Origin of the sequence: Chryseobacterium sp. AG363 (genome assembly GCF_003610675.1) — a bacterium.
GTDB classification, from domain to species: domain Bacteria; phylum Bacteroidota; class Bacteroidia; order Flavobacteriales; family Weeksellaceae; genus Chryseobacterium; species Chryseobacterium cucumeris.
In genome coordinates this window covers 605,289-631,417 of sequence record NZ_RAQF01000003.1, presented here as the reverse complement: position 1 = coordinate 631,417, position 26,129 = coordinate 605,289, and the positions used below count along the sequence as shown (strand labels likewise).

General features: G+C 36.2%; 25 protein-coding genes. 12 read left to right on the top strand and 13 right to left on the bottom strand.

What is annotated here, in order from left to right; all coding sequences use genetic code 11:
- Positions 1-18: 18 nt before the first annotated feature.
- Entirely contained in the window at positions 19-432 is a 414-nt protein-coding gene (rpsL, locus tag DEU39_RS15760; protein ID WP_002983146.1) for a 30S ribosomal protein S12, read from the bottom strand.
- A gap of 434 nt (positions 433-866) precedes the next feature.
- On the opposite strand from rpsL, the gene DEU39_RS15755 reads away from it, so the two are divergent.
- From DEU39_RS15755 to DEU39_RS15745, 3 genes are all read left to right on the top strand, one after another.
- Positions 867-1,343: a Dps family protein gene (locus DEU39_RS15755; RefSeq protein ID WP_062673577.1), complete on the top strand. Its 477-nt coding sequence runs from the start codon at positions 867-869 to the stop codon at positions 1,341-1,343.
- A 95-nt stretch (positions 1,344-1,438) separates the two neighbouring features.
- Complete coding sequence (pncB, locus tag DEU39_RS15750; RefSeq protein ID WP_062673575.1) at positions 1,439-2,617, top strand: nicotinate phosphoribosyltransferase; 1,179 nt, start codon at positions 1,439-1,441, stop codon at positions 2,615-2,617.
- Between the two features lie 127 nt (positions 2,618-2,744).
- Positions 2,745-3,215, top strand: coding sequence for a YciI family protein (locus DEU39_RS15745; protein WP_120232582.1), 471 nt, complete (start codon positions 2,745-2,747; stop codon positions 3,213-3,215).
- A gap of 34 nt (positions 3,216-3,249) precedes the next feature.
- Here the strand turns inward: DEU39_RS15745 and DEU39_RS24450 are convergent, their stop codons facing one another.
- Together DEU39_RS24450 and DEU39_RS15740 are read right to left on the bottom strand one after the other, a co-directional pair.
- Complete coding sequence (locus tag DEU39_RS24450; protein WP_157885768.1) at positions 3,250-3,417, bottom strand: bacteriocin-like protein; 168 nt, start codon at positions 3,415-3,417, stop codon at positions 3,250-3,252.
- Positions 3,418-3,607: 190 nt separating this feature from the next.
- Positions 3,608-5,008, bottom strand: a complete 1,401-nt coding sequence (locus DEU39_RS15740) for an MAC/perforin domain-containing protein (protein ID WP_062673572.1) — start codon at positions 5,006-5,008, stop codon at positions 3,608-3,610.
- A 318-nt stretch (positions 5,009-5,326) separates the two neighbouring features.
- On the opposite strand from DEU39_RS15740, the gene DEU39_RS15735 reads away from it, so the two are divergent.
- Complete coding sequence (locus DEU39_RS15735; protein WP_062673570.1) at positions 5,327-5,581, top strand: hypothetical protein; 255 nt, start codon at positions 5,327-5,329, stop codon at positions 5,579-5,581.
- A gap of 72 nt (positions 5,582-5,653) precedes the next feature.
- Positions 5,654-6,409 carry a DUF5995 family protein gene (locus DEU39_RS15730; RefSeq protein WP_120232581.1) on the top strand — a complete coding sequence of 252 codons (756 nt, stop codon included), beginning with the start codon at positions 5,654-5,656 and terminating at the stop codon, positions 6,407-6,409.
- Positions 6,410-6,468: 59 nt separating this feature from the next.
- On the opposite strand, the gene DEU39_RS15725 is transcribed toward DEU39_RS15730, so the two are convergent.
- The 5 genes from DEU39_RS15725 to DEU39_RS15705 all read right to left on the bottom strand — a co-directional run bounded on the left by DEU39_RS15725 (position 6,469) and on the right by DEU39_RS15705 (position 14,148).
- Positions 6,469-9,567, bottom strand: a complete 3,099-nt coding sequence (locus tag DEU39_RS15725) for an efflux RND transporter permease subunit (RefSeq protein ID WP_120232580.1) — start codon at positions 9,565-9,567, stop codon at positions 6,469-6,471.
- On the bottom strand, positions 9,567-10,682 hold the full coding sequence (locus DEU39_RS15720; protein WP_062673564.1) for an efflux RND transporter periplasmic adaptor subunit: 1,116 nt from the start codon (positions 10,680-10,682) through the stop codon (positions 9,567-9,569). The genes DEU39_RS15725 and DEU39_RS15720 overlap by 1 nt, the downstream gene beginning before the upstream one ends.
- A 3-nt stretch (positions 10,683-10,685) precedes the next feature.
- Complete coding sequence (locus DEU39_RS15715) at positions 10,686-11,960, bottom strand: TolC family protein (protein WP_120232579.1); 1,275 nt, start codon at positions 11,958-11,960, stop codon at positions 10,686-10,688.
- Positions 11,961-12,106: 146 nt separating this feature from the next.
- Positions 12,107-13,471, bottom strand: a complete 1,365-nt coding sequence (locus tag DEU39_RS15710) for a sensor histidine kinase (RefSeq protein WP_120232578.1) — start codon at positions 13,469-13,471, stop codon at positions 12,107-12,109.
- Positions 13,472-13,473: 2 nt separating this feature from the next.
- Positions 13,474-14,148 carry a response regulator transcription factor gene (locus DEU39_RS15705; RefSeq protein WP_062673551.1) on the bottom strand — a complete coding sequence of 225 codons (675 nt, stop codon included), beginning with the start codon at positions 14,146-14,148 and terminating at the stop codon, positions 13,474-13,476.
- A 220-nt stretch (positions 14,149-14,368) separates the two neighbouring features.
- On the opposite strand from DEU39_RS15705, the gene rmuC reads away from it, so the two are divergent.
- The 4 genes from rmuC (at position 14,369) to DEU39_RS15685 (ending at position 18,395) form a co-directional block, all read left to right on the top strand.
- The gene (rmuC, locus tag DEU39_RS15700; RefSeq protein WP_120232577.1) at positions 14,369-15,874 is read left to right on the top strand and encodes a DNA recombination protein RmuC; all 1,506 of its coding nucleotides are present in this window, start codon (positions 14,369-14,371) and stop codon (positions 15,872-15,874) included.
- An 11-nt stretch (positions 15,875-15,885) separates the two neighbouring features.
- Positions 15,886-16,725, top strand: coding sequence for a LytTR family DNA-binding domain-containing protein (locus DEU39_RS15695; RefSeq protein ID WP_120232576.1), 840 nt, complete (start codon positions 15,886-15,888; stop codon positions 16,723-16,725).
- 90 nt (positions 16,726-16,815) lie between these two features.
- Positions 16,816-17,607 (top strand): CPBP family intramembrane glutamic endopeptidase, encoded by a 792-nt coding sequence (locus tag DEU39_RS15690; RefSeq protein WP_120232575.1) that lies wholly within the window; start codon positions 16,816-16,818, stop codon positions 17,605-17,607.
- Positions 17,608-17,627: 20 nt separating this feature from the next.
- Positions 17,628-18,395, top strand: coding sequence for a TrmH family RNA methyltransferase (locus DEU39_RS15685; RefSeq protein ID WP_120232574.1), 768 nt, complete (start codon positions 17,628-17,630; stop codon positions 18,393-18,395).
- Between the two features lie 122 nt (positions 18,396-18,517).
- Here DEU39_RS15685 and DEU39_RS15680 read toward each other — a convergent pair whose 3' ends face one another.
- The gene (locus DEU39_RS15680; RefSeq protein ID WP_034694620.1) at positions 18,518-18,847 is read right to left on the bottom strand and encodes a hypothetical protein; all 330 of its coding nucleotides are present in this window, start codon (positions 18,845-18,847) and stop codon (positions 18,518-18,520) included.
- Between the two features lie 183 nt (positions 18,848-19,030).
- Here DEU39_RS15680 and DEU39_RS15675 point away from each other — a divergent pair, with 183 nt between their 5' ends.
- Positions 19,031-20,212 (top strand): hypothetical protein, encoded by a 1,182-nt coding sequence (locus tag DEU39_RS15675; protein ID WP_120232573.1) that lies wholly within the window; start codon positions 19,031-19,033, stop codon positions 20,210-20,212.
- Entirely contained in the window at positions 20,196-20,777 is a 582-nt protein-coding gene (locus DEU39_RS15670; RefSeq protein ID WP_062673539.1) for a hypothetical protein, read from the top strand. Before DEU39_RS15675 ends, DEU39_RS15670 begins: the two co-directional genes overlap by 17 nt.
- Here the strand turns inward: DEU39_RS15670 and DEU39_RS15665 are convergent.
- From DEU39_RS15665 to DEU39_RS15650, 4 genes are read right to left on the bottom strand one after another with little or no spacing between them, the layout of a single operon-like run.
- The gene (locus DEU39_RS15665; RefSeq protein WP_120232572.1) at positions 20,726-21,301 is read right to left on the bottom strand and encodes a 5-formyltetrahydrofolate cyclo-ligase; all 576 of its coding nucleotides are present in this window, start codon (positions 21,299-21,301) and stop codon (positions 20,726-20,728) included. The genes DEU39_RS15670 and DEU39_RS15665 overlap by 52 nt on opposite strands.
- Positions 21,302-21,306: 5 nt before the next feature.
- Entirely contained in the window at positions 21,307-21,537 is a 231-nt protein-coding gene (locus DEU39_RS15660; protein ID WP_062673534.1) for a ferredoxin, read from the bottom strand.
- Positions 21,537-22,781: a peptidase U32 family protein gene (locus DEU39_RS15655; protein WP_120232571.1), complete on the bottom strand. Its 1,245-nt coding sequence runs from the start codon at positions 22,779-22,781 to the stop codon at positions 21,537-21,539. Before DEU39_RS15655 ends, DEU39_RS15660 begins: the two co-directional genes overlap by 1 nt.
- Positions 22,782-22,839: 58 nt before the next feature.
- Positions 22,840-24,201, bottom strand: coding sequence for a rhodanese-related sulfurtransferase (locus tag DEU39_RS15650; RefSeq protein WP_120232570.1), 1,362 nt, complete (start codon positions 24,199-24,201; stop codon positions 22,840-22,842).
- A gap of 340 nt (positions 24,202-24,541) precedes the next feature.
- Between DEU39_RS15650 and DEU39_RS15645 the strand changes: the two genes are divergently transcribed.
- A complete protein-coding gene (locus DEU39_RS15645) occupies positions 24,542-26,068 on the top strand; it encodes a trypsin-like peptidase domain-containing protein (RefSeq protein WP_062673528.1) in 1,527 nt (508 codons plus the stop codon).
- Positions 26,069-26,129 lie beyond the last annotated feature (61 nt).

Below are 26,129 nucleotides of genomic sequence, written 5' to 3'. Positions count from 1 at the left end.
TTGTACCTTATTTAATGATTATTTTTTCTTTCCTTTTGCAGGAGCAGCAGCTGCTTGTCCTGGTTTAGGTCTCTTAGCTCCGTACTTAGATCTTCTCTGTGTTCTTCCATTTACACCAGCTGTGTCTAATGCACCTCTTACGATGTGGTAACGTACTCCCGGTAGGTCTTTCACCCTTCCGCCTCTAACCAATACTATCGAGTGCTCCTGAAGATTGTGTCCTTCGCCCGGGATATAGGCGTTAACTTCTTTACCGTTAGAAAGTCTTACCCTTGCAACTTTTCTAAGTGCAGAGTTTGGTTTCTTAGGTGTAGTTGTATATACTCTCGTACATACACCACGTCTTTGTGGACAAGAATCTAGGGCAGCCGATTTGCTCTTCTTGGCAAGCGTGGCTCTTCCTTTTCTTACTAATTGTTGAATAGTAGGCATTTAATTGCTTTTTATTTTAGGGTGCAAAAATAGTAATATTTTTTTAATCTACAAATACTTATATAAAAATTAAAATCAAATACTTACATCGAAAATAGAAGACGTTTCGATATAACATTCAAAGAAATATAATATATACGAGGAAAAGAGATAGAAAAGAATCTTTTTTCAAGTTTAAAAAATGTGTATTAAATAATTATGAATTTATAAAATTTTCATCCATAGTAGAATCATAATTCCTTACAAGATATATCCAAACTATATTTAAAAACTTTCTTATAGTTATGATCTATTAATAATCAGTGGAGTTCGGCACGATATTTCGTAAATTTGGGATATACAAATGATAAACAAATCAGTCATCATAAAAAAGCTTCATACTCTACTGAACCGAAGTGGTGATTGTATCACATTTTAAAAATAAATATATACATATGAAAAACGCAAGTATTATCGGTCTTAAAGAAGCCGATTGTAAAAACATCTCAGAAAAATTAAATGTACTATTAGCTAACTATTCAGTATTCTACCAGAACACAAGAGGTTCTCACTGGAATATTAAAGGTGATCAGTTTTTCACCCTTCACCCAAAGTTTGAGGAATTATACAATAGCCTGGTCTTAAAGATTGATGAGATTGCAGAAAGAATCCTTACGTTAGGAGCTACACCTGCACATAACTATTCAGATTACTTAAAGGTAGCAACCATTAAGGAAAGCAAAGAAGTAACGGACGGTACCAAAAGTGTTGAACAGATTCTAAGTTCATTCAAAGTGGTAATTGATCTGCAGAGAGAACTTTTAGATATTACAGATAAAGCGGGAGATGAAGGTACCAATTCGCAAATGAGCGACTATATCACCGAGCAGGAGAAAGAAGTTTGGATGTACAATTCCTATCTTGGAAAATAACTCCATCAAAAGCATGGAAATATTTTAAAAAAATCGCCTTACATTTAGGCGATTTTATTTTTTATTTTTATATTTGCGTTAAAATTACACATATTATGAGCGACGTCAGATTAAACTCTATCCTTGATAATGATTTCTATAAAATAACCATGCAGAATGCTGTGGTAAAGCTATTCCCGAGTTCTATCGTAAAATACGAATTTATCAACAGGGGAAAACACCACTTTCCGGAAGGGTTTGACGCTGCTTTAAGAGAAGCTGTCAATAAAATGGCTGAACTTAAACTTACAAAAGATGAAAAAAAGTTCATGGCAAGAACATGTCCTTATATAGATTTGCCCTATCTTGATTTTTTAGAAGGTTATCATTATGACCCATCTGAAGTAAAAATCCATCAGGAAGGAGGTGATCTTTCTGTCATTGTTGAAGGGCTTTGGTACAGAACGATTCTTTGGGAAGTTCCACTGCTGGCATTGATCAGTGAACTTCATTACGAGATGAACCACATGGAAAGAGATTCCAACGATGTGGTGATGAGCAAAACAATCGAAAAGGCTGACTCCTTGGGTAGACTTGGAGTAACGTTTGCAGAATTCGGAACGAGAAGAAGACACTCTTACAAGGTACAGAATCTTGTAATGGAAGCTTTAACCCAGAAAAAAGAATCTACATTTATCGGAAGTTCCAACGTTCATTTTGCCATGAAATATGGAGTAAAACCTATCGGAACGCATGCTCACGAGTGGTTTATGTTCCACGCAGCTGAATATGGATTCAAGATGGCCAATGAATTGGCGCTGGAACACTGGGTAGATGTTTACAGGGGAGATCTTGGAGTAGCTTTATCTGATACTTATACCACAGATGTATTTTTCCAGCAGTTCGACAAAAAATTTGCAAAGCTTTTCGATGGCGTTCGTCATGACAGTGGAGATGCTCTGGAATTTGCAGATAAAACCATTGCCCACTATCAAAGAAATGGGATCAATCCTATGTTTAAATATATTATTTTTTCAGATGCATTAAATCTTGAAAAAGTAGAGGAAATTACCAATTATTGCAGAGGAAAAATTGGTATCTCATTCGGAATCGGCACCAACCTTACCAATGATGTGGGATTGAAGCCCATGAATATTGTAATGAAACTTATTGGTGTACAGGCCCCCAATAAAGAATGGATTCCTACAGTAAAACTTTCCGATGAGCATGGTAAATATACCGGAGATCCAAAGATGATCGAACTGGCGAAAGAATTTTTAAGAATAAAAAATTAGTAACCTCATCAGAACAATTAGATATAAGCCTCGAAATCATCGAGGTTTTTTTGTTTCATAGTGACATTTGAAATTCAGTTTTCGGAAATCTGTGAGGATTTATTATATTTATCAAAATAAAAACAAGATGAAATCAAGAATACTACTACTTGCAGGTCTCTTTCTTTCAGCATTTTCTTTTGCTCAGGAAAAGAAAGCAGAAAAATCTAAATATAATCAGGAATTGGCCACTTCTTTAGGAGCTGACAAATATGGGATGAAACCTTATACGATTGTTATGCTGACAACAGGTACTACTAAAATTGAAGACAAAGCTAAAATGGGTGAACTTATGAAAGGGCATATGTCTAATATCGGTAAACTGGCCAATGAAGGCAAAATTGTTGTTGCCGGACCTTTTCTTGAAAAGAATAAGGAAAACTACCGCGGTATGTTTATTTTCAACACCAAATCTACGGAAGAAGCCGAGCAGTGGGTAAAAACAGATCCTGCAGTTCAGGCTGGTGTATTCAGCTATGAAATTTTCCCTTGGTATGGTTCTGCAGCGCTGCCTTTGTATCTTAAACATCATGATGAAATTGCAAAAGAAAATCCTTAATAAATAAGAAATCCCTCAGTTGAGGGATTTTTTTTTAATCGAAACAGATAAATGGTTTTCTTGGTGGATAACAGCAATAAGGGTTGCTGCAGAATGTGTACCCTGCCGGACATCCCCCATCTACAGGTGCTTCACAGGCTAATGCTGCACCTCCTAAAACAGTCTTTAACTCTTTTCTGTTTAAGCTTTTTAAATTTTTCATGATTAATTTAGTTTAATTTGATTTCCTACTCTTGAAGATTTTCGGATTCCTCTTTATTATTTCTCTTTACCTGGAAATAAATATACAATTTATTTTTTAATCCTACATTTAAATAATTATCCGCAAACATTTGAGAAATAAAAAGAGACTGTCTGGTGTGACAGTCTCTTTTTACAGTTATAATTTTAAATTAAAAAATATCGCTACCTATTGTATAACCACTAGTACCATTTATTTTTTTAACTGCATTGTTATTAAATCTATATTTATTATAAATACCAATATTTGGAATATATCTTAAAGTATTACCTTCTCTCATATAAATCTTATTGGTATAATTATCCTGTTTGAGATCATTATCAGGTGTTAAATCTGCTCCACGTTCCACTGTAGATAAATTGCTTGGGCTCACCGTAGCGATTTCACCACTGGTAATATTAAATAATCCATAAAGGGTCATAGGGCTTTGGATATATCTCAGTTTGTTTTCAAACATAAAAAAGATCTGGTTGGTCGCAGGATTTCTAACAAAATTACCATTGACAAGGTTTGCCGTATTGGTATAATCTAATTTCACCTGATTATCAATTAAATATTGATCGATATAAGCTTTCAATTGAGCTTTCTTTACTGGATCTTTAATAAATTCATAAAGAGGGATCAAACCATTGCTTCCAAATTCTACCAATACCGCATTCGTTGGTGTTGAACTGTTCTGCCAGCTGGAAATATTAATTTTAGGATTCGCCTGATCAAGGTTTAACTCTCCTACCAAACTCTTAGACGGATCTCCTCCTCTTGTTTTAAAGGATAGTTTTCTTGAAAAGTTTTTATTGGATTCTGAAGTATCTACGTCATTATCAACATTGGCATCAAAAATACTTTTTACACCTACTTTAACCCCTACTCTGGCAGCTTTTTCACGGCTTTGATTCGTTGTTTCGGATTGAAACATTACATCTAGCTTAGCACCGGTATAAATATCTACCGCAACATGGGTTCCATAATCGTTTACAATCTGTGCAGGGCTGTTGTTCTGTAGATCACTGGAAAACTCCGGAGTCAAATAATCTGATAGTAAAGCAGGGGTAGCATTAAATCTGAATCTTCTTTGTTTAATTAAAAGGTTATAGCTTCCATAAATATATTTAGCATCAAATTTATTGGTCGTCGTGTTGCTCACAGAAGAACTAAAAGTAACCGAAATGAGCTTTTTAAATAAAGAGAATCCTGCTGTTGCTCCTACTTTCGTAGATACCATTTTTGAATACGCTTCTGCATTTTCACCATATTCTTCAAGATATTCCTGAGAAAAGACATTATCAGTAATCAATCTTCCGGCCTGTTCGTTTTTGAACTTTTCAAGATCAATTACCTGATATCCTGAGGAGTTCGAATTTGCATATTCTCCTGTTGCGTTATAACCATATCCTAAGATATCATAAGCGCCATCACCAGCAAATTTAGCAAAATTTCTCCCTGAGCTTTTTTTTGAGTTTTCATTTTGGTTAGAATTTTCAAATTCTTCAGTAGAGCAAGATGTTAAAAACAGCAAAACAATACTGGTAAAAAAGAAACTTAGTTTTTTCATATTTTTATTTTAAGTGCACAAACTTAATTCTTTGCATTCAAAACCAGAATGAAATAAATCATGAATAAGGGAATTAATAAACAATTAACAATAGAAAACAACAATAATTTATATCTCTTGATATAGAAATAAGTACATCATTTAAGACACAATCTGTTTTATTTCAAATGATTACCTATGAAATAAAATGAAAAATTCAAAACATATTACTTTTATCAATGAATTAATTTAATTATTTTAGCTAATCAGCAACTCAACTCACTCTATTAATGTTGAGCGGGTTACAACAAACCAATACCATAATTAAAAATTAAACTCATGAAAAAATTAAGCATCACAAAACTTTCGAGAACAGAACTGAAAGATGTATTTGGAGGAACCCTGTATCCGGCAGAATGTCCGGGCGGATGCCATGGTGAAGGCATGATCAGATGTCCTGACGGCACTACCACTATGACCAATTTTATATGCATGGGAGGAACCTGCCAACCGGCTGCCATGTGCAAGCCACTGATTCTTGAACCTTTTCCAGATCCGATTATCATCACCGATCCGGTTATCATCACCCCATAATCAGAATGAACCATACATAAAGTGAGCTTTGCGGCTCACTTTTTTAGTATCTTTAAATAACAAAAAACTATCATGAAAACCATTGAGGAAGTTCTGAAAAAACTGGATGAAATTATTATCTGGTGTAAAGAAAACAAGAGTCCGGCAGGATATTTTGCCTGTACCTACAGAATCATGACCGCACAGGTTCTGAAAGGAATTCAGCAGAAAAAATTTGAAGATAATCCCAGAATGACATTGCTTGATATTGCGTTTGCACAAAGATTTCTTCAGGCGTGGGAAAGCTACAGTAAAAATAAAAGATGCACCAACTCATGGTACATCGCTTTTGAAGCTGCTAAAAACAGGAATCTTTTGATATTACAGCATATATTTCTTGGGATGAATGCACATATCAATCTGGATCTGGGTATTTCTGCAGCCACCATAATGCCTTACCGGAAAATAAACCCCTTGAAAAAGGATTTTGAGAACATTAATACTGTCATTGCTTCCATTAATCAGAACGTACAGGATTCTTTAAACAAAATATGTTATCCTGTGGATCTTGTGGACAAACTTTCGAATGGAAAAGATAATGCTGTCCTTGACTTTGCCATATCCAAAGCAAGAGATACTTCCTGGGCAACAGCAGTTATCGCTTCCAACACTCCAAATTTCCTAAGAGAATCTGTGATCGGTATTGTTGATTACGCAGCCGCTAAAGTTGCCACCCAAATTCTGAATCCGAAGATCCTCACTCCTGCTCTTTTAAAAGAATTAAAAAAATGTGAAAGCAGTGATGTGGTAAAAAATATTGAGATTTTAGAATCTACAAAAAACTCCTAATAAAAAGGCCGGGATCTTCCTCACGGATCCCGGCCTCATAATGAACAAAATAAAAGAAACTATATTGCTTCCTTATGCTTTTTACGGTAGGCATAATGGAAAATGATAGGTAGAATTGTAAATGACAGCAGCATACAGACGATCAATCCACCTACAATCATAATGGCTAAAGGCTTCTGAATTTCTGATCCCATTCCGTTTGACATAGCTGCCGGAAGAAGTCCCATAGAACCCATCAGGGCAATCATCACCACCGGACGGATTCTGCTTTTCACTCCCTGAGCTATGGATTCTTTGAGGGACATCCTGTTTTGTAGGTTTTCTTTCATTACCCCGATCAGAACAATACCGTCTATGGTTGCCACTCCAAAAAGGATAATGAAACCGATTCCCGCTGAAATTCCGAAGATGGTTCCCGTAAACCAAAGGGATAAGAATCCTCCGATAAATGCAAATGCGAGTGTAATGGATGAAATCAGCGTATCTTTTATATTTCCGAAATTAAAGTACAACAGCATCAGAATAAGAACTAAAGAAATCGGTACTACCATAGCCAGCTGTTTTGCGGCTCTTTCTTTACTTTCAAATTCTCCGGCCCAAGTCATTTTATGCTTTTTCGGAAGCTTCACTTCTTGATCTACTTTCGCTTTGGCTTCTTTAATGGTACTTCCCAGATCGCGTCCTTCAATATTAAATCCGACTCCGATATATCTGCTGTTTCCTTCACGGTAAATAAATGATGGTCCGGTATGATAATCAATGGTTGCAATTTCTTTCAGCGGTACTTTTTTATTGTCCTGAGTCGGGATCAAAATATTTCCCATTTTTTCAGGCGTATCTCTGTAATCTTTTTCAAACCTGAGCATTACGTCAAACATTCTCTCCTGTTCATAAAACTTGGTAGCGGCCTGCCCTCCGATGGTCATTTCGATGACGGCCTGTGCATCTGCTGTGGAGACACCATATTTTGCCATTTTGGAATCGTGAAGCTGTATTCTCAATTCCGGAAGTCCGATATTTTTGAAAACATTGACGTCCGATATTCCCGGAACTGTTCTGATCGAATTAGCTACTTTATTGGCGTAATTTTCCAGCTCAAATAAGTCATTTCCAAAAATTTTAATGACCAACGGAGCTTTTACTCCTGCTACATATTCTTCCACATTATCCTGTATCGGCTGGCTGAATCCAAAATTGATACCCGGAAATTTCTCAAGGGAGATTCTCATTTCTTCAAGAAGTTCTTCTTTGGATATTTTTTTCTTCCATTCGTCTTCAGGTTTCAGCTGAATATTAAATTCAATATTAAAGAACCCGGTGGGATCGGTTCCATCATTAGGACGACCTGTCTGGGTCATGACAAATTTTACTTCATCATACTTCATGAGAATCTCCTTCATCTCTTTAGTTAACCTTACAGATTCATCCAGATTGACACTGTTGGGAAGGGTCGCTCTTACATAAATTGCACCTTCATTCAGTTTGGGCAAAAACTCAGATCCATAATTGAAAAATCTCCATCCACACACGGCAAGCAAAGCAACGAAACCAACAATGAATCCTTTTTTGTGGCGGTCACTGAACTCGTAGATTCTGTAGATATTAACTCTGAAGAATCTTGAAATAAAGTTTTCTTTCTCTTCAATATTTTTTGTCAATAGCAGTTTACACATTGCCGGAACGTAGGTCAAACTTAAAATCAATGATCCTAATAATGCATACCCAAGAGTAAATGCTAATGGTGAGAACATTTTTCCTTCAACTTTCTGGAAAGAGAAAATCGGCATCAGGGCAACGATCAGAATCAACAGGGCAAAGAAAATATAACTTGCTACACTTCCTGCGCTTTTCTTGATGATTCCCAGTTTTGAAATTTTGTTAAATCTCCGCAGTCCAATCTTTTTCGCTTTAAGTTCAAGGGCGACAAAGACGTGTTCGACAATAACCAGTGTTCCTTCCAAAAGCAGCCCAAAGTCCAGTGCTCCCATGGAAATCAGGTTGGCCGGCAGACCCTGAATTTTCAACATAATAATAGCAAACAGGAAAGCCAGAGGAATAACTGATGCTACAATAAAGGTTGTTCTCCAGTTGTAAAGGAAAATAAACACAATAATGGAAACGAGAATAACTCCTTCAATGAGGTTTTTGGACACGGTATGAACCGTTGTATTTACAAGTTCTGTACGGTCAATGATGGGAACAATCTGAACATCACCTGGCAATTCTCCCCCATTCAGTTCTTCTATTCTGTCTTTCAGTCTTGCAATGACTTCACTTGGGTTTTCCCCTCGAAGCATGATCACAATTCCTTCTACAACATCATTGTCTTTGTTGTATCCTACCTGCCCTAATCTAGGTTTTGCAGAAACTTTTACTTCCGCTACGTGTTTCACCAAAATAGGGGTAGAACCTTTGACCTCGATCTGAATATTCTCTATATCTTCTTTTTTCTCCAAAAGACCGATCCCCCGCACTACATAAGCCTGATCACCTTTTGCCACTACATCTCCTCCTACATTGATATTACTCTTCGAAACCGCTTCATACACATCCAGGGGGGAAAGGTCGTAATTGTGTAATTCCGTAGGATTAATTTTTATTTCATAGATTTTTTCTTCTCCACCAAAGCTTACCACATCTGCCACACCAGGGACGGCAAGCAATTCTCTTTCCACTACCCAATCCTGAATAGCGGTTACTTCTTTGATCGGCAGTTTACTCTTGATAATATATCTGTAAATTTCACCGGTAGCTCCTGAAGGAGGCTCAATACTATATTCTGCTCCGGTAGGCAGCTCTACATTTCCCAGTTTATTGGAAGCATACTGCTGGGCATAAAAATCATTCACATGATCATCAAAAATAACTGTCACCACAGACAATCCGAATAAAGAAATAGAACGTACCGAAGTTTTATTCGGGATAGCATTCATTTCTTTGGAAATGGGTAAGGTGACGAATTTTTCAATTTCCTCAGCACTTCTCCCCGGCCATTGGGTAATAACTCGTACCCTTGTATTGGTAACATCCGGAAATGCTTCAATAGGTGTATGCATATAGGAATAGATTCCTCCGGCCAGCAAAAGAAAAGTTCCCAAAAGAACAATCAGTGAGTTTTTTAATGAGAAGGAAACTATATTCTGTACAAATTTTCGCATTACTTCGTGGAATTATTTAATTGGTTTTTCAGGTTCTCATAAATCAATAGTCCGTTGGAAGCAATGACGTTTTCACCTGGTTTTAAATTTCCTTCTACATAAATATACTGGCTGTTGGAAGCAATCTCTGTTACGGGTCTGATCTCCAGTTCACAGTCTTTCTTATAAACCACTACATAGCTTTGGTTATTATCAAAGATTAAAGCCTTTGCTGGAATAGCCAGTGCGCTTTTGTTTTGTGAATTAACTGGTAATACAACATCTGCAGACATTCCCGGTCTCAGTTTCATTCCATTATTATCCATGATGATTTTGGCTTTGAGTACCCTTTCGTTTTCATTGAAAACCTGGGAAATCGTATTGATCTTTCCGGAGAAACTGTCATCAGGATAGGCAAGCGTTTTTACCACTACCGGCTGATCCACATAAACATGCCTCATGTTGGTAGCATACACATTGGCCATTACCCATACTTTATCCAGATTGGAAATGGTAAACAGTTGATCTCCTCCCGCAGTAACAGGCATTCCTTTGGAAATATTCTTTGAAATCACATATCCATCTGCCGGAGCTTTTATCTGAATCGTGCTTCCTCCTGCGGAATACAGCTGCATATTTTTCTGTGTTTTAGAAATATTGGATTGCAAGATGGCTACTTCGGAACGTGCTTCCTGCAAATCCTTCTGAGAGGCAATGTCATCTTTATACATGGCTTCTACAGAAGACAACTTTCTTTTCGCAACGGCCAGCTGAGCCTGTAAAGTTTGAGTATCATCCTGCATTTCATTCACAGCTGTACTCTTTACGCTTGCCAACGTTTGTCCTTTTTTTACATAATCACCAAGTGAGAAATAGGTATCCATCACGACTCCGTCTACAAGACTTACAAAAGGAACCGTTTTATCAGAATTGCTTTCCACTTCCCCGGTAAGCGTAATACTTTCTTCTATGGGAAGCAGTTCTGCTTTGGCCAGTTTAATATCTTTTTTAAGTTCTTTACTGATGCAATAACTTTTTTCAGCTTCTTTATTTTCCTGTTTTCCGGCACAGCCTGTAAAAATGATGAGGGCAGACAAATAAGCTGCAGCGGTGTATTTAGTAATATTTTTGTTCATATCTTATAAATCTTGTCCTACAACATACTGCAGGTTTTCGTAGTAGTGGTTCAATTCTTTTTTAGTATCCAGGATGATCATTTTATTTCCGATGTAGGTATCCAGAAAATCCATATACTCAAGCATACTGATATTTCTTAGTCTGAAATTTTTCTCGTGGCTTACTAACAAACCGTCCAGAGTAGATTCGTAATTGCCATCAATCTCTTCTGAAACCTGCTGTGTTCTGATATAATTTCTGAAAACAGAGACAATTTCATTCTCAGATTTCAGTATATTTTTACGGGTCTCCAGTTTGCTTTTCTCAATCTCAAGCCTTGCTTCCTGGATATTCCCTTTATTACGGTCGAAAATGGAAAGATCCATAGAAACCCCTAATCCTATAAAGTCTTTCATGATATTTCCTCCACGGTCGTATCCTATAGAAACAGCAACGTCAGGAGTTTTCATGGCATTTTGAAGTTCCAGGTTTTTTGCAGCATGTTTCTCTTTATTTTTCGAGATCATAATATCGGGGCGGTTTTCTTTTGCCTTGTCTATCCATTGGCTCACTTCCAACTCAGAAAGTTGTTTTTCAGGCATCACAAATGAATCTGTTATCACCAGGTAAGATTGAGAAGGCAGCATCAATAAGGCTTTAAGCTCTACCTGCTGATCTTCGATTTCCTGTTTTAATGAAATCAGCTTCTTCTTGAATTCAATTTCCTGTGCTTTTAAGCGGACATATTCAGCTTTACTGATATTCCCGAGGTTTAATTGATTATTGTAGGATTTCGTTAATTTCTCAATGGAAGTAATTTGCCCTTGATAGATTTTTTGCTGTTCCTGATTGTAAAGAATTTCGGTAATGGTATTTCTGAGTGTTTTTTTAAGTTCACGTAAAACTTCCTGTAACTCATACTTCTCTCCTTCCACTTCTATTTTCTGGAGCTCAATATTTTTTCGTCTTTTACCCGCAGTCTGAATCACCTGTTCTATTTCCGCAGAAATCTGAGTATTTTTTCCCCAGTTTCCGATCAATGCCGGCTGTTCTTCTATGTCATAAGTTCTCCATAGATTGACTTCACTGATACTCAATGTAGGGTTAGGCCAGTATTTAGCCTGAACAGCTCTTGCTTCTGCTTGTGAAATTTCAAGCTTCTGAGCAATAAGGTCAAGGTTTTTAGCCAAAAAGATAGTTTCAGCTTCCTTTCTTCCAACTTTCAGGGTATCTGAAATCTGTGCTGAAAAGAAACTGAAACAATGAATATAAAATAGGGTAAAAAATAGCTTCTTCAAAGTCTCTTATTTTAAGACCACAAAGCTATTTGTCTAAGATTAGAGGGAATTGTAAAGAAAATTAAAATTCGGTTAGTTCAACATTAGAGTTTGATTAGAACTTTTTTTAAACACGAAAAACAAAAATCTTTTCACAAATAACACGATTACGAATGGGCAGGAAATTCCAGGAGAACATTGGTTCCCACATTGACCGTAGAATCAATTTTCATCACTATATGATGATGGTCAAAAATACTTTTTGAAAGCGATAAACCAATTCCGCTGCCTTTTACAGTATCTACATTTTTTCCTCTGTAGAAAGTCTCAGATATTTTCACAAGATCATCAGCCGGAATTCCTCTTCCTTCATCTCTGACCTCAATGTACAACTGACTGTTCATTTCAGATAATGTGATCACTATAGGTTTGTCATAGGAATATTTGATGGCATTTTCTACAATATTATATAACGCCAGGTAGAGAAGTGTTTCGTTTCCCGGGAATTCCAGTAAAGCAGGTTTTGTTACCTGAAGCTGTATTTTGATAGATGAATGGTTTTCTTTTGCTTTGGGTTCCAGTTTTGCATAAATCTTCCAGATCAGCTCATCCACTCTCATGAGTTTGTGAGATGATTCCAGTTTGGTCATTCCGGACATCAGCAAAAGATTGTTGAGAATATTTTCAATCTCATATACATTTTCCAATGACTCTTTAGCCACTTCCCTGTATTCTTCCGGTGTACGGTCTTTTTGGGCAAACACCTCCAGATTTCCAGAAATCGCTGCTAAAGGTGTTTTGAATTCATGGGAAACATAATTGATAAAGTTCTGCTGCAAGAGTACATTTTCAGAGATTCTGCCCAACAGTTTATTATAGGACTTTATCAAATCTTCAATCTCGTCATTGGTATTGGTAGAAGTAATAATTGCCGTAGAAATGTTATTATACTCTACTTTATTGATCCGTTCTACTACATTGGAAATAGGTTTATAAACTACTTTAGAAAGGTATCTGCTCAGAAAATAGATTGCGAGAAGCCCGATCAACAATACGGAAAGCATGATAATAGCAAGCCTCAGAATCTGCGACTGGAAAGAATCGTTGGAAGACTTCACAAAAACCACAAAGTCACCTTGGTTATCAGGATAAAAAATTCCGTAGTAGAATTGATTATCAGACATAAACTGTATTCCTTTGTTTTTTCGGACAGCCTGCAAATGGGAAAGCTTTATATTCTTATCGTTCAGGTTATGTCCAAAGGTAACTTCATTATTCTGATTATAAACCGCTACCCTGTTATTCTGAATCAGATGATTGTATTCTTTTTTAATCTGGGCATGTCGGTCTTTCGGGAGTTCATCCTTTTCAAGATAATAAATAGCAGAGATAAGAGCCGTATTTCTGAGCTTTTCAAAATAGAAAATCTTGGTACTGTCATAATAGGCAAAAAATATCACCGCAGATGTGATGATAGAAACGATGCCAAATGAGAGGCTTGAAATAAGGGTAAATCTACTTCTTAGCGTCATCTTCAGTCTTTGATCAAATATCCGGTTCCTTTTACGGTATGAATAATTTTCTGTTCTGTCTCATCAATCTTATTACGGACATAGGAAATATAAACATCTACTACATTCGTTGTATTATCGAAATCAATTCCCCATACCTTATGTAAAATCTGGGTTCTGCTCAACACTTTATTTTTATTCTCCATCAGAAAAGTAAACAGTTTGTATTCCGTAGGGGAAAATTCTATTTCCTTATCATTCTGAGTTACTTTATGAAGATCTGTATCAATCACAATATTTCCGCATGATAAATATTGATCCTCCTTTTGGTAGCTCATTTTATTTCTTCTGGTTAAAGCTTTAATCCTTGAAATCAATTCTTCAAAATGGAAGGGTTTGGATAAATAATCATCAGCACCCATATCGAGCATTTTGATTTTATCATCAGGACTGTTCAGGGCACTTAAAACCAAAATCGGAGTATAGTTTCCTTTAAATCTGATGATCTGGGTAAGCTGCATTCCATCCAGTCCGGGAAGCATGATGTCCATTAAAATAATATCAAAATCATAGGTATGAAGAAGTTCGCGTGCCTTTTCCCCGGAATCTGCCAGGGTTGTATTATAGCCAGCCTCGGAAAGGCCTTTTATCAGGAAATTACTGATTCTTTGATCATCTTCTACCAGCAAAATATTCATAAGTCTCTGAAATTTCCCATAAATATAGGTATTCTAATTCAGAAAGAAAGCTGGGGGCCGGAAGCGAGAGGTAATGGAATTTTATAAAGCGATTGTTTCCATTTTATTTCCCTTTAAAAAACATTGAATTTAATTGTAAAAAAAGTCAGTTCTTATCTGTCCAAAAGGAACTTCCAACATCCCGCTTCCAGCTTCCGACCTTTTTTCATAATTTTGGAAGATGGAGATGATATATTTAATTATTGGATTGATTGCCGGTGGTGTACTGGGCGCTGTTATACTATATTTTGTACTGAAATCGTCAATGGTTTCAAGAAGTTCTTATGATGCACTGAACACTTTATCCATTAAAACCCAATCTGATCTTGAAAATTCAAACCAGAAAATTCAGGAGCTTAATCAAATCATCAGTAAAGAGAAAGAAGCCAATATGCTGCAGCAGGATCTATTGGATGACCTTAAAAATGAATTTTCTAAAATCTCTGCCGAATATTCATCCTTAAATCTTCAGTTTCAGGAGTTAAAACAAATCAATCAGAGACAGACTTCTCAGATAGAAACTCACATTCTTGAAAAACAGACTCTTTATGCTAAAAACTCTGAACTTTCTGCCAAAAATGAAGGTCTTCAACAATCTCTTGACACCCAGAAAGAAGAAATTGTTAAAATTCAGGAAGATTCTAAACTTCAGTTTGAAAATCTTGCCAATAAAATTTTAGAAGAAAAAACTGAAAAGTTTACTACCTTAAATCAAAATAACTTAAAAAATATCCTTGAACCTTTTCAGGAGAAAATCGCGGATTTAAAAAATAGAGTCAACGAAGCTTACGAAAAGGAAAATAAAGAACGTTTCTCCCTTGCAGAAAAGGTGAAAGAACTGGCAGAACTGAACCAGCAGATTTCCGAAGATGCCAAAAAACTGACCCGTGCCCTTAAAGGAGAAAGCAAAACTCAGGGAAACTGGGGCGAGATGATTCTGGAAAGTATTCTTGAAAAATCAGGATTGGTAAAAGGAAGAGAATATTTTCTCGAACATGAATTGCGCGATGAAGACAATAAAGCTTTATTTTCTGAATTCTCCGGAAAGAAAATGCGTCCTGATGCTGTTGTAAAATACCCGGATGAAAGAAATGTCATCATTGATTCTAAAGTATCTCTGACTGCTTTCACAGAATTGGTTGACGAAACTGATGCTGATGTTTACGCCATAAAACTGAGCCAGCACCTCGGATCTATCAAGAATCATATTAATCAACTCAGTCAAAAAGCATACGATGACTATGGAAAATCACTGGATTTCGTGATGATGTTTATTCCAAGTGAACCGGCTTATATTGCGGCAATGCAGGCAGACCAGAATCTTTGGAACTATGCCTATGAAAGAAGAATCCTTCTGCTTAATCCAAGCAATCTGATCACTTCTCTTAAGCTGATTGCCGATCTTTGGAAACGCGAATATCAAAACCGAAATTCTATTGAAATTGCTGATCGAGGAGCCAGACTTTATGACAAATTCGTAGGTTTTGTAGAAAACCTGGAAAAAGTAGGCAGAAATCTGGATCAGGCGAAAAATGTATTCAATGATGCCTACAAACAGCTTCATACCGGAAATGACAACCTGGTGATCCAGACTCAGAAATTAAAATCATTAGGAATTAAAAATAAAAAAGAGCTGCCACAAAGTCTTATTGACAACGGCAATTTTATTGAAACATCTGAAAGCTAAATCTGGATTTTATGTTTTCATTTACAGCACATCCATACCCCAAATCCGAATCTTTCAAAGAAATTTTTGTTTCTTCACTGGGAGCAGGAGCTGCTGTTTATTTGTTTCTGATTATTTTTCAGCCTTTTGGTACGGAAAACTTTCAGCATCCCTATAAATTTGTATTACTTTTTCCCTATTGCATAATCTTTGGAACTGCATTTTTAATGGCTAATCTTATAACTTCCCGTTTCAGCAACTGGAATATTGGTTCGGAACTCTTAAAAATAACTTTCATTCTATGTACGGGTTCTATTCTATCCTACTTTTACAATTCATTATTCTTGAGCCATGTAAAACTGGATATAGTCAATTACTTTTATATGTTCCTGTATACTTTGGCTATCGGAATTCCTATTTCTATCATCTATATTTTATCACGGTATATCTATTTAAAGACTATTCATGAAAAGAAAGCCCACGACATTTCTCAACACCTTCCCGTTTCGCCTCCTGCACAACGACAAAATCTGTTAAAAATATCAGCCCAGAATACCGAGCTTGTCATGAATAAAAAAGATTTTCTTTGCGTTCAGTCTATGGAAAACTATTGTACATTTTACTTTTTAGAAAACAACAGCTTAAAAAAAGCATTGATCAGAATAAGTTTAACCAATGTTTTACAACAAATCGAAACAAGTTCTGTCAAAAAATGCCACCGTTCTTATATTGTCAATCTTGGAAAGGTAAAGAAACTCAAAGGAAATGCTCAGGGTTATAAATTAGTTCTTCCCGAAATCGATTTTGAAATTCCTGTTTCAAGAAGTTTTATTCCTTCAGTTATTCCTCAATTGCAACAGCAGCATTCATAATTTTTGTCATTCGTCACTATTCTTTGTCATTGATCACATTAACTTGAAAGCATTGATTTAAAGCTACATTTTTTCTCAAAATTAACAGACATGAGTAAAAACATCCGCTTCTTTTCCATCTTTATTCTAGGGTTTACAGCCTATTATTTCTTCGATTTTCTCTTTTTTAAAACCATACAGACTTTCTCAAAAGATCTGTTTCACAGTAAAGCAATAGCCCATATAATTGCTTATTCGGTAACATTAATTCCATTGATAGTCACGTTAAAAATTCTGTTACCTCAAAGAAATATCCTTGATCTGTTCTCATTAAACAAACCCATTATCAAAGGATTTCTGTTAGCACTTACCGGAACTACTCCTATGCTCATTGGATACCTGATTCATTTTAAAACAATCTCAAAAATAAATTTTGAATCCTTGTTTATCAATACTCTTTCATCAGCATTTTTTGAAGAAATTATTTTCAGAGCTTTTCTTATTGGAATACTATACAGATTTACACGACTTGGATTTTTATCATCCGCATTATCAGGATCTTTACTTTTTGCACAGGTACATTTGTATCAAAGCCAAAACTTAATAGAACTTACCGAAATATTTACCATTACATTTTTAGGGTCAATATTCTTTGCCTGGGCATATTTTGAATCAGAGTATAACTTATGGACCGCCATTTTCCTTCATTTTTTTATGAATTTGTACTGGGAAATTTTTAATATTTCGGAAAACGTTTCCGGAAATTTCTATGGAAACCTCTATAAATTGTTATCCATTGTCGTCTTGATCTTAGTCATTATCTATTATAATAGAAAAAATAAAATTCCAATGGAGATGACTTGGAAAAACCTTTTTATTAAAACCAGAGAAGTTCAATCATAAATTTTGCATAATTTTGCAGCATGTTGATAGAAAGTTTTCAAAACGATAAAATAAAAAATGTCACTAAGCTTCTTACTGACAACAGGTTTCGTAAAAAATCAAAAGTTTTTGTAGTAGAAGGACAGCAGGAAAATGAAAGAGCCATACAGTATGATTTTGAGCCGCTGGAATTCTTTATCTCTGAAAATATCTTTAAAGGAACTCTTCCCGATGGAAAAATCCATTATGTAAGTGAGAAGGTATATGAAAAAATCGCTTACAGAGGAAGTTCCGAAGGAATTATCGGCATTTACCATACCAAAGAAAATTCACTTTCATCATTTGTTCCTAAAAAAGATTCTACGGTAATTATTGTTGAAGGTGTAGAAAAACCGGGAAATCTTGGTGCTATTTTAAGAAGCTGTGAAGCTTTTGGAGTGGATGCACTGATTGTTGCTGACGGAAAAACTGATTTCTACAACCCTAATGTAATCAGATCCAGTGTTGGCTGCCTTTTTGGAATGGAAGTCTATCAGGCTGAAAATGAAGAAACCTTGAAATTCCTGCAGAAAAACAGTTTCAACATCTACACTACGCTGATGGATGAAAGTGCTGAAGACATTTATAAGAGAGATTTCAGACAGCGTTCTGCCGTATTATTCGGGACGGAACATTCCGGATTGAGTGATTTCTGGATTGGAAAAGGAAAAAATACTTTAATTCCGATGGCAGGAAGTATTGATTCTTTAAACCTGAGTAATGCAGTAGCTATTACCTGCTATGAATCTTTGAAACAGAAGAAGGGATAAGCTATTCCTGATCTGATTTTGATATGAAAGAGATTGCTTCGCCTTTAGCTCGCTATGACTAAGCATAAAAAAACCGTTTCACTGGGTGAAACGGTTCTTTTATTGTTAAGCGTATGCTAGAATTATTTCTTAGCAGCATCTTTAGCAGCATCAGCAGCTCCTTTAGCAGCATCAGCAGCTCCTTTAGCAGCGTCAGCAGCACCTTTAGCAGCATCTTTAGCAACTTCAGCACCAGCAGCAGTAGTAGCAGCAGCAGCATCTTTAGTAGCTTCTACAGCAGTAGTTGCAGCAGAATCAACAACTTTAGCAGCTGAATCAGAAACTACAGCAGCAGAATCAGCTACAGTAGCAGCAGCAGAATCAGTTGTACCTTCAGTAGCAGTAGCTTCAGTTTTTTTACAAGCAACTAGAGAGATTGCAGCGATAGCAGCTACGAATAATGACTTTTTCATAATAAATTAAATTTAATTTTGTTAATATTGTTTTATAAAATTTTCTTCTGTTCTGTTATTTGAACAAGACAAAGGTAGAGCAGTTAGAAAATTTGTCTATGAAAAATAATTGTAATACCTTTGTAAAATAGTTTTACAAAAAAACATAGCTGATAATCAACAATTTAATTATTTTTTGAAAAATTGACAGATTTAGATCTATTACACTTTGAACAGCTAAAAAAGGATGTTCAGGGTCAATACTTAAAAGAATATACCCCTTCGCAGGATGACATATCCAAGTGGAAGGGTATAGATATTATATATTTTCAGGAAGACCTTCGAAAAAAAGCGAAAGGAAACATCAGTGAAAAGTCATTTTACACTTATTTTAAAACTTCACCGGTTACTAAACTACCAAGAATAGACATGCTCAATTTATTGAGCATTTATGCGGGTTACAACTCATGGTACGATTTCAAGAAACAGCATCTTTTTGCGGGTGAATTACTTCAGGAAAATGAAAATTTTGAAGACGAAGATCTCGAAGAACTTGAAAAAACAGTTTCTGAAGCTCCTGAACTTCCAAAAATTGAACTTCAACCTAAAAAAGTTGAAATCAGGACCCCAGAAAATACTGATTTACAAAAATCGAATACTGAAAATCAACAAATTACACAAAACAAAACAATAACAAATGAGATAGAAATTTCAGCTGTTCCGCCTAAGAAAAATTTCTTCAAAAAGAATGCCTGGGCACTTGTCACTTCAGTTTTGATTACGATTACCGGTCTTTTAGGTTTTAAAGATGTACTTTTTTCAAAAACTTACAAATATTGTTTCATTGATAAGGACAGAGGTGTTTCTGTGATCAATACTTTAGAAATAATGGTAGTGAAGGAAAATGAATCTCCGTTGATGTATAAAATAAAACCAGGCGAATGTTTTTATTATTCTACCAAGGATAAAAATTTAAAAATGCGAATCAGTGCTCCTTTCTATGAGCCTCTGGAAGTGAACAGAAATCTTGAAAATGCCCCTGAAGAAGAAAAAATAGAACTAAAGCCGGATGATTATAAGATGGCTGTCTATTATTTCTCTATCAAAGATATCAAAGGAGGGAATCCTGACGAACAGGTTGCACTCATTAAGCAGAAGAGAAACCAGCTGGAAAACCTAATCAGCACAAATGCCGTGATCTACCAGGTATATGATAATGATACTTATGGCATTGAAAGACTGGATAAGCAGAAGTATATCACGCTGGTAACGACTCCAACGACCTCTCTGAAAAACCTGAATGTAATAGAAATGAAAAAGGATACCAAAGGTAAAATTGTATCCATCAAATTTAAAATTGCTACCACAGATGAAAAGAATAAGTAATTTTTTAATTTTCACCGTGCTTCTGACTTTATTTATTGCATGTAATAATAAAACATCAGAGGTGAGCGACCTCGATAAACTACGAAACAGCAACAATGAAAAAAGCTATCCTGCCGTACAGATGGATAGTATGCAGGCGATTAATTCCATCACCAAGCAGAAAGTTCAGGAGCTTCTTGATCTGTCTACCTTATATCTCAGCGGAAACAGAAATACAGAAATAGATACCGTGATTTATTCACAAATGGAAAGCTATTTCCACAAACCGGATTCTCTGACGTTTAAAAGGCTGCTGAAAGAACTGGACAGCATGAAAGCAAAAACAGCTAAAGTGAGCAACCTGAATGTCTATAAAGAGTTTTATAAAAAAGATACGCTGGACTACGCCAAGTTCAATGTGGAATACTTTGATAATAAAAATAAGTCTTTAGGGAGCTTTGAAAAGAATGCACAGTATATTCTGCTTTCTACTTCCAAACTTAAAAAAGAATTTAAATTTTACTTTTTAGATTTTTATTCCAAACCGCTTAAGAAAGACAGCACTTCAGTAGCAGTAACCAAATAGTCCAGGGGAATATCCTTTTCCCAGACATCATCCACATATTCATCGGGGTCAAAGTAATTGACTCCGATTTTTTTGGTCTCCTCAGATATACTTTGAAACAAGCTATCATAAAATCCTTTACCATAGCCTACTCTATTCCCTTTTTTGTCGCAATACAACAAAGGCGTAATCACATAATGAAAGTATTTTTCGCCGGAATCTTCATTGGAAACAGGTTCTGAGATCCCCCAATTGTTGGTTTCAAAAACAGTATCTTCAGAAATCTCAATATTAATAAGCTTATCCCCAACAATTTTAGGAACATAAACACGGATGTTGTGCGCTAAAAAATATTGAATGAAGATTTGGGTATCAATTTCTTTCCTTGCCGGAATCGGGATAAAAACGTGTACTTTTTCTGATTCTTTTGGCTTAAAATATTGAATGAAATTTTCAAAAATCTTCTCAGATAACAGAAAAGCCTCATCTGGAGACAAGGCTTTCCTTTTTTGGGTATATTTTTTTCTAAGCTCAGCTTTCAGCATAATGATCAAGTAATTCTTACAGAAATAATTTTCACAGGACAGGCGTTGGCGGCTCTCTCCAAATATTCAAACGCTTCGTGGTCTGGTGTTTTTAACGTGTAGAAGCCTTTTTTATCAATCGTCTTAAGCAATACTGATTTACCATCTTTTTTAGACATTCTAAAATATTCCGGAGCAAATTCGACACAGTAATTACAACCAATACATTTATCTCTCTGAAGTGTAGCAATGACCATTACGCTTTAACAATTTTATATAATTTGTCACTTGGCCGTACACGGAACTTCGTAGGGAAAGTAATCACATCAGACTTTGTTGCCTTGTCTGCTCCTGTCTTCTGATCAACGATCATACTTTCAATGACCATTTCCTGTGATCCTGTAGTGGGTCCCTGTATAAGGACACTGTCTCCTACAGAAATATCATAGGCCTCAACCACAAATTCTGCGATATTGGATTTCGGGTAGAAATGCCTTCCTTTTCCAATATAGACTTTCTTTTGTGTTGCACTGGAACCGGAGTTTGAAGACCAGTCACCCAGCTCCTGACCAAGATAATAACCACTCCAGAAGCCTCTGTTGTATACGGTCTCCAGAACTTTCATCCATTCATCCACTTTTTCCTGAGAAAACGTTCCCTCGGCAATACTGTCAATTGCTTCTCTATAACATTTTGTAACTGTTGCTACATACTCAGGAGCCCTTCCTCTTCCTTCTATCTTCAAGACTTTCACACCGGCATCCACAATCTGATTCAGGAAACCAATCGTACAAAGGTCTTTGGGAGACATCATATATTCGTTATCAAGTTCAATTTCAAAACCTGACTCCTGATCAATCACAGTATATTTTTTCCGGCAGTTCTGTTTGCAGGCACCTCTGTTTGCTGAAGAATTATGGGAATGCAGGCTCAGATAACATTTCCCGGATATTGCCATACATAAGGCACCATGCCCGAAAATCTCCACTTCAACAAGATTACCGGAAGGTCCTTTTACCTGATCTTTTTCAATCTGAGTACAGATTTTTTTGATCTGGCTGATACTTAATTCACGGCTCATCACCATGGTATCAGCAAAAAGAGCATAGAATTTTACGGTTTCAATATTGGTTATATTAATCTGGGTGGAAATATGCACCTCCATACCAATTTGCCTTGCATAAGAAATTACAGCCTGGTCCATTGCAATCACTGCTGTAAGACCGGCCTCCTTCGCTTTATCTAAAAGTGTTCTGACGATAGAAAGATCATGATCATAGATGATGGTGTTAAGGGTCAGATACGTTCTTACTCCTTTTTCAGCACATCTTCTGGCGATTTCCGGCAGGTCATCAATGGTGAAGTTCATTGTTGCTCTTGCACGCATGTTGAGCTGCTCAACTCCAAAATAGACAGAGTCTGCACCGTTATCTATAGCCGCCTGAAGTGATATGAAATCTCCTGCAGGAGACATCAGTTCTATTTTTCCGCTTGTTGTCATTGTAAGTCTGGAATTATTAAGTTGTTAAAACAGAAATAATTGTATTGACAGCTATGAATTATGCATTTTGCACAATTCTGTACAATTTATCAGACAAACGAACTCTGAATGGCAGCGCAAAAGTAATCTGATCTCCAATGTTTGCCGTTTCACAAGGCCCTCCGTTAGCATAGATTTCAGTAATGGTGACTTCCTGCTCTCCCGTTGTAGGACCTGAGATCAATACTTTATCACCCACTGATAAATCCTTATGTTCAATTAAAAACTGTGCAATCTTTGATTTTGAGTAGTAATGTTCTGCCTTTCCAATCAATTCTTTTTTAACAGCAATCTTCTGACGGATATTTTTTGTCTCAGCTTTTGCTAAAGGCTTATCAGTTAAATCTCCTGAGTTTTTAAATTTCAGGGCATCTGATTTTCCTTTTCTGAATACTTTATTTCCAACCTGTAATCCCTTTCTCAGTTTCACCTGTTCATCCCACGGCAAATGAATGGTCTCCAGACATTCCGTAGAACAGCAGTTTTCCATCGCAGCTTTACAGTCGTCGCATTGGATAAACAACAAATGACAGGCATCATTGGCACAATTGGTATGATTATCACAAGGTTTTCCACACTGGTGGCATTGTGCAATAATATCATCTGTAATTCTCTCCCCCAGTCGGTGGTCAAATACAAAGTTTTTACCAATGAATTTACTTTTTATTCCTTCTTCTTTGATCTGTCGTGTATATTCAATGATACCTCCTTCCAATTGATAAACATTTTTGAAACCTTGGTGTTTGAAGTAAGCACTGGCTTTTTCACAACGGATTCCTCCGGTACAGTACATCAACAGGTTTTTATCTTCTTTAAAATCCTGTAGCTGTTCATTGATGATGGGTAAACTTTCTCTGAAATTTTCCACATCCGGAGTAATGGCACCTTCAAAATGCCCTACTTCACTTTCGTAGTGATTTCTGAAATCTACAACAATGGTATTGGGATCTTCCAGCATATTATTGAATTCCTGAGCTTTTAAGTGAATTCCTTTATTGGTCACATCAAAAGTTTCGTCATTCAAACCGTCAGCAACAATTTTGTTTCTGACTTTTATGGTTAATTTTAAAAATGAGTAATTGTCCTGGTCTACCGCTACATTCAAACGGATTCCTTTCATGAAGTCATAAACTTCGAGCGTATCACGAAAAGCCTCAAACTGATCTGCAGGAACACTCATCTGAGCATTAATTCCTTCTGTAGCAACATAAATACGGCCAAGAGCATCAAGGGCATTCCAGGCTATAAATAATTCGTCGCGAAATTTTTTTGGGTCTTCGATTTTGGCATACGCATAGAAAGACAAAGTAAGACGGTCTTTACCGGCTTCATCAATAAGTTGAGCTCTTTCTTCTGCGCTTAAGGTGTTATACAGTTGCATGCTATAAACGTTTTAAGTGAGAATAAAAATTTTTGCAAAGATAATCATTTTAGAATTAAGTATATTTATGACACCAATCACGAACAATAATCAGTAACCTGCCAGCAATGAAAATCAGATCACTATGTATGATAAGTCTGCCATATTTTCTTTAATTTTTTTTTAAGTTTTGTTAACTGTGGCATTAACAATTATGACATAAGGCACAAAATCATATAATAGCCGTTAAATTTTAGTTAAAATTGAAACATAGCATACTAATTGCTTACTTATTTAACATTAAATTTGTTTACTCAAAAACATAAAAAGAAAATTAATTAATAAACAAGAAAGATATACAATGAAGAGTACTTTAAAAAAACTATTACCATTTGCAGTAGTTGGAGTCCTTTCCGGAGCTACTACCGTTGGAGCTTTACAATATTTCGGACACGGCTCCAACAATGGAGATCAATCTTATTTCACAACAGCAGCACCCAATACTTCATTCGCAGGAATGAATACGGGAGCAGTAGGTGATGATTTTGTAAAGGCGGCTAAAACAACCGTTCCCGCTGTAGTAACTATTAAAAATTATCAAAGCAGAACATCAAGCAGAGCTTCAGAGCAGGATTTGTTTGACTTTTTCTTCGGAGATCCTTTCGGTGGAAGAGGCCAGCAGAGACAAAAGCAGCAGGTTCCTGATAATATGCCATCGGGAATGGGTTCAGGGGTAATCATCTCTCCGGACGGTTATATCATTTCCAACAACCACGTGGTAGCAGGTGCCAATAAGCTGGAAGTTGTACTAAGCAACAAGAAATCATATATCGCAACATTGGTAGGAACAGACCCTAATACAGATATCTCTTTATTAAAGATTGAAGAAAAAGGGCTTCCTTATCTGAATTTTGCGAATTCTGACAATATTGATGTAGGACAATGGGTTCTTGCAGTAGGAAATCCATTAGGATTAAACTCTACGGTAACAGCAGGTATTGTTTCTGCTAAAGGAAGAGGTATCGGAATCCTGGGAAGCCAGGGAAAAGCTGCTAATCCTATTGAAAGCTTCATCCAGACGGATGCTGCTATTAACCCGGGTAACTCAGGAGGTGCTTTGGTAAATACCAATGGAGAACTTATCGGGATCAATTCTGCGATTCAGTCTACCACAGGATATTACCAGGGATACGGATTTGCCGTTCCTTCTAACCTGGCGAGAAAAATTGTTGAGGATATCAAGAAATTCGGAATTGTACAGAGAGGATTCCTTGGAGTTCAGTCTTTAGATCTTTCAAATGATCAGTTAGTAGCATCTTACAACAAGCAGTTTAAAACAAATCTGAAAGTAGGTTCAGGAATTTATGTTACAGGATTTGGTGAAAACAGCGGTGCTGAAGATGCAGGATTGAAAAAAGGAGATGTAATCACTAAAGTAGACAACTACGACATCACAGATTTTGCCGATCTTTCCATGTCTATCGGAAGCAAACGTCCTGGTGATAAAGTTCAGGTAACGTATTCAAGAAATGGTAAAGAAGGCACTACTACTGTCACACTGAGAGACCAAAAAGGAGGTACTTCTACCAGAACAAAAGCAGATCTTACCGTAACTGAAAAAATCGGAGCTGAATTTGACCCTCTTACAGAGCGTTTCAAAACAGAATACGGACTGAACAGTGGTGTAGTTGCTAAAAACGTATCTGAGGGCAGCGAAATGGCTAAAATCGGAATTGTAGATAACTACATCATCATTGAAGTCAATGGTAAACCTGTCAATTCACAGAAAGACGTAGAAAAGATCCTTGAGAAATATCAGGGGAATGTACAGGTGAAATTCGTGGATGATTACGGAAGAATTTATACCAAAGGATTCAAAATGCCTTAATTGAATTTCTTTGATTTCACATTAAAAATTTAACCATTCTTGCTTAAGAATGGTTTTTTAT

What these genes read in the sequence shown, in the direction of transcription:
- DEU39_RS15735 (WP_062673570.1), top strand. Translation starts at nt 5,327, where the DNA reads ATGAAAAAATTAAGCATCACAAAACTTTCGAGAACAGAACTGAAAGAT.
- DEU39_RS15645 (WP_062673528.1), top strand. Translation starts at nt 24,542, where the DNA reads ATGAAGAGTACTTTAAAAAAACTATTACCATTTGCAGTAGTTGGAGTC.
- DEU39_RS15705 (WP_062673551.1), bottom strand. Translation starts at nt 14,148, where the DNA reads ATGAATATTTTGCTGGTAGAAGATGATCAAAGAATCAGTAATTTCCTG.
- DEU39_RS15755 (WP_062673577.1), top strand. Translation starts at nt 867, where the DNA reads ATGAAAAACGCAAGTATTATCGGTCTTAAAGAAGCCGATTGTAAAAAC.
- DEU39_RS15710 (WP_120232578.1), bottom strand. Translation starts at nt 13,471, where the DNA reads ATGACGCTAAGAAGTAGATTTACCCTTATTTCAAGCCTCTCATTTGGC.
- DEU39_RS15690 (WP_120232575.1), top strand. Translation starts at nt 16,816, where the DNA reads ATGAGTAAAAACATCCGCTTCTTTTCCATCTTTATTCTAGGGTTTACA.
- rpsL (WP_002983146.1), bottom strand. Translation starts at nt 432, where the DNA reads ATGCCTACTATTCAACAATTAGTAAGAAAAGGAAGAGCCACGCTTGCC.
- DEU39_RS15725 (WP_120232580.1), bottom strand. Translation starts at nt 9,567, where the DNA reads ATGCGAAAATTTGTACAGAATATAGTTTCCTTCTCATTAAAAAACTCA.
- DEU39_RS15695 (WP_120232576.1), top strand. Translation starts at nt 15,886, where the DNA reads ATGTTTTCATTTACAGCACATCCATACCCCAAATCCGAATCTTTCAAA.
- DEU39_RS15730 (WP_120232581.1), top strand. Translation starts at nt 5,654, where the DNA reads ATGAAAACCATTGAGGAAGTTCTGAAAAAACTGGATGAAATTATTATC.
- DEU39_RS24450 (WP_157885768.1), bottom strand. Translation starts at nt 3,417, where the DNA reads ATGAAAAATTTAAAAAGCTTAAACAGAAAAGAGTTAAAGACTGTTTTA.
- rmuC (WP_120232577.1), top strand. Translation starts at nt 14,369, where the DNA reads ATGGAGATGATATATTTAATTATTGGATTGATTGCCGGTGGTGTACTG.
- DEU39_RS15740 (WP_062673572.1), bottom strand. Translation starts at nt 5,008, where the DNA reads ATGAAAAAACTAAGTTTCTTTTTTACCAGTATTGTTTTGCTGTTTTTA.
- DEU39_RS15655 (WP_120232571.1), bottom strand. Translation starts at nt 22,781, where the DNA reads ATGACAACAAGCGGAAAAATAGAACTGATGTCTCCTGCAGGAGATTTC.
- DEU39_RS15670 (WP_062673539.1), top strand. Translation starts at nt 20,196, where the DNA reads ATGAAAAGAATAAGTAATTTTTTAATTTTCACCGTGCTTCTGACTTTA.
- pncB (WP_062673575.1), top strand. Translation starts at nt 1,439, where the DNA reads ATGAGCGACGTCAGATTAAACTCTATCCTTGATAATGATTTCTATAAA.
- DEU39_RS15720 (WP_062673564.1), bottom strand. Translation starts at nt 10,682, where the DNA reads ATGAACAAAAATATTACTAAATACACCGCTGCAGCTTATTTGTCTGCC.
- DEU39_RS15685 (WP_120232574.1), top strand. Translation starts at nt 17,628, where the DNA reads ATGTTGATAGAAAGTTTTCAAAACGATAAAATAAAAAATGTCACTAAG.
- DEU39_RS15665 (WP_120232572.1), bottom strand. Translation starts at nt 21,301, where the DNA reads ATGCTGAAAGCTGAGCTTAGAAAAAAATATACCCAAAAAAGGAAAGCC.
- DEU39_RS15650 (WP_120232570.1), bottom strand. Translation starts at nt 24,201, where the DNA reads ATGCAACTGTATAACACCTTAAGCGCAGAAGAAAGAGCTCAACTTATT.
- DEU39_RS15660 (WP_062673534.1), bottom strand. Translation starts at nt 21,537, where the DNA reads ATGGTCATTGCTACACTTCAGAGAGATAAATGTATTGGTTGTAATTAC.
- DEU39_RS15745 (WP_120232582.1), top strand. Translation starts at nt 2,745, where the DNA reads ATGAAATCAAGAATACTACTACTTGCAGGTCTCTTTCTTTCAGCATTT.
- DEU39_RS15680 (WP_034694620.1), bottom strand. Translation starts at nt 18,847, where the DNA reads ATGAAAAAGTCATTATTCGTAGCTGCTATCGCTGCAATCTCTCTAGTT.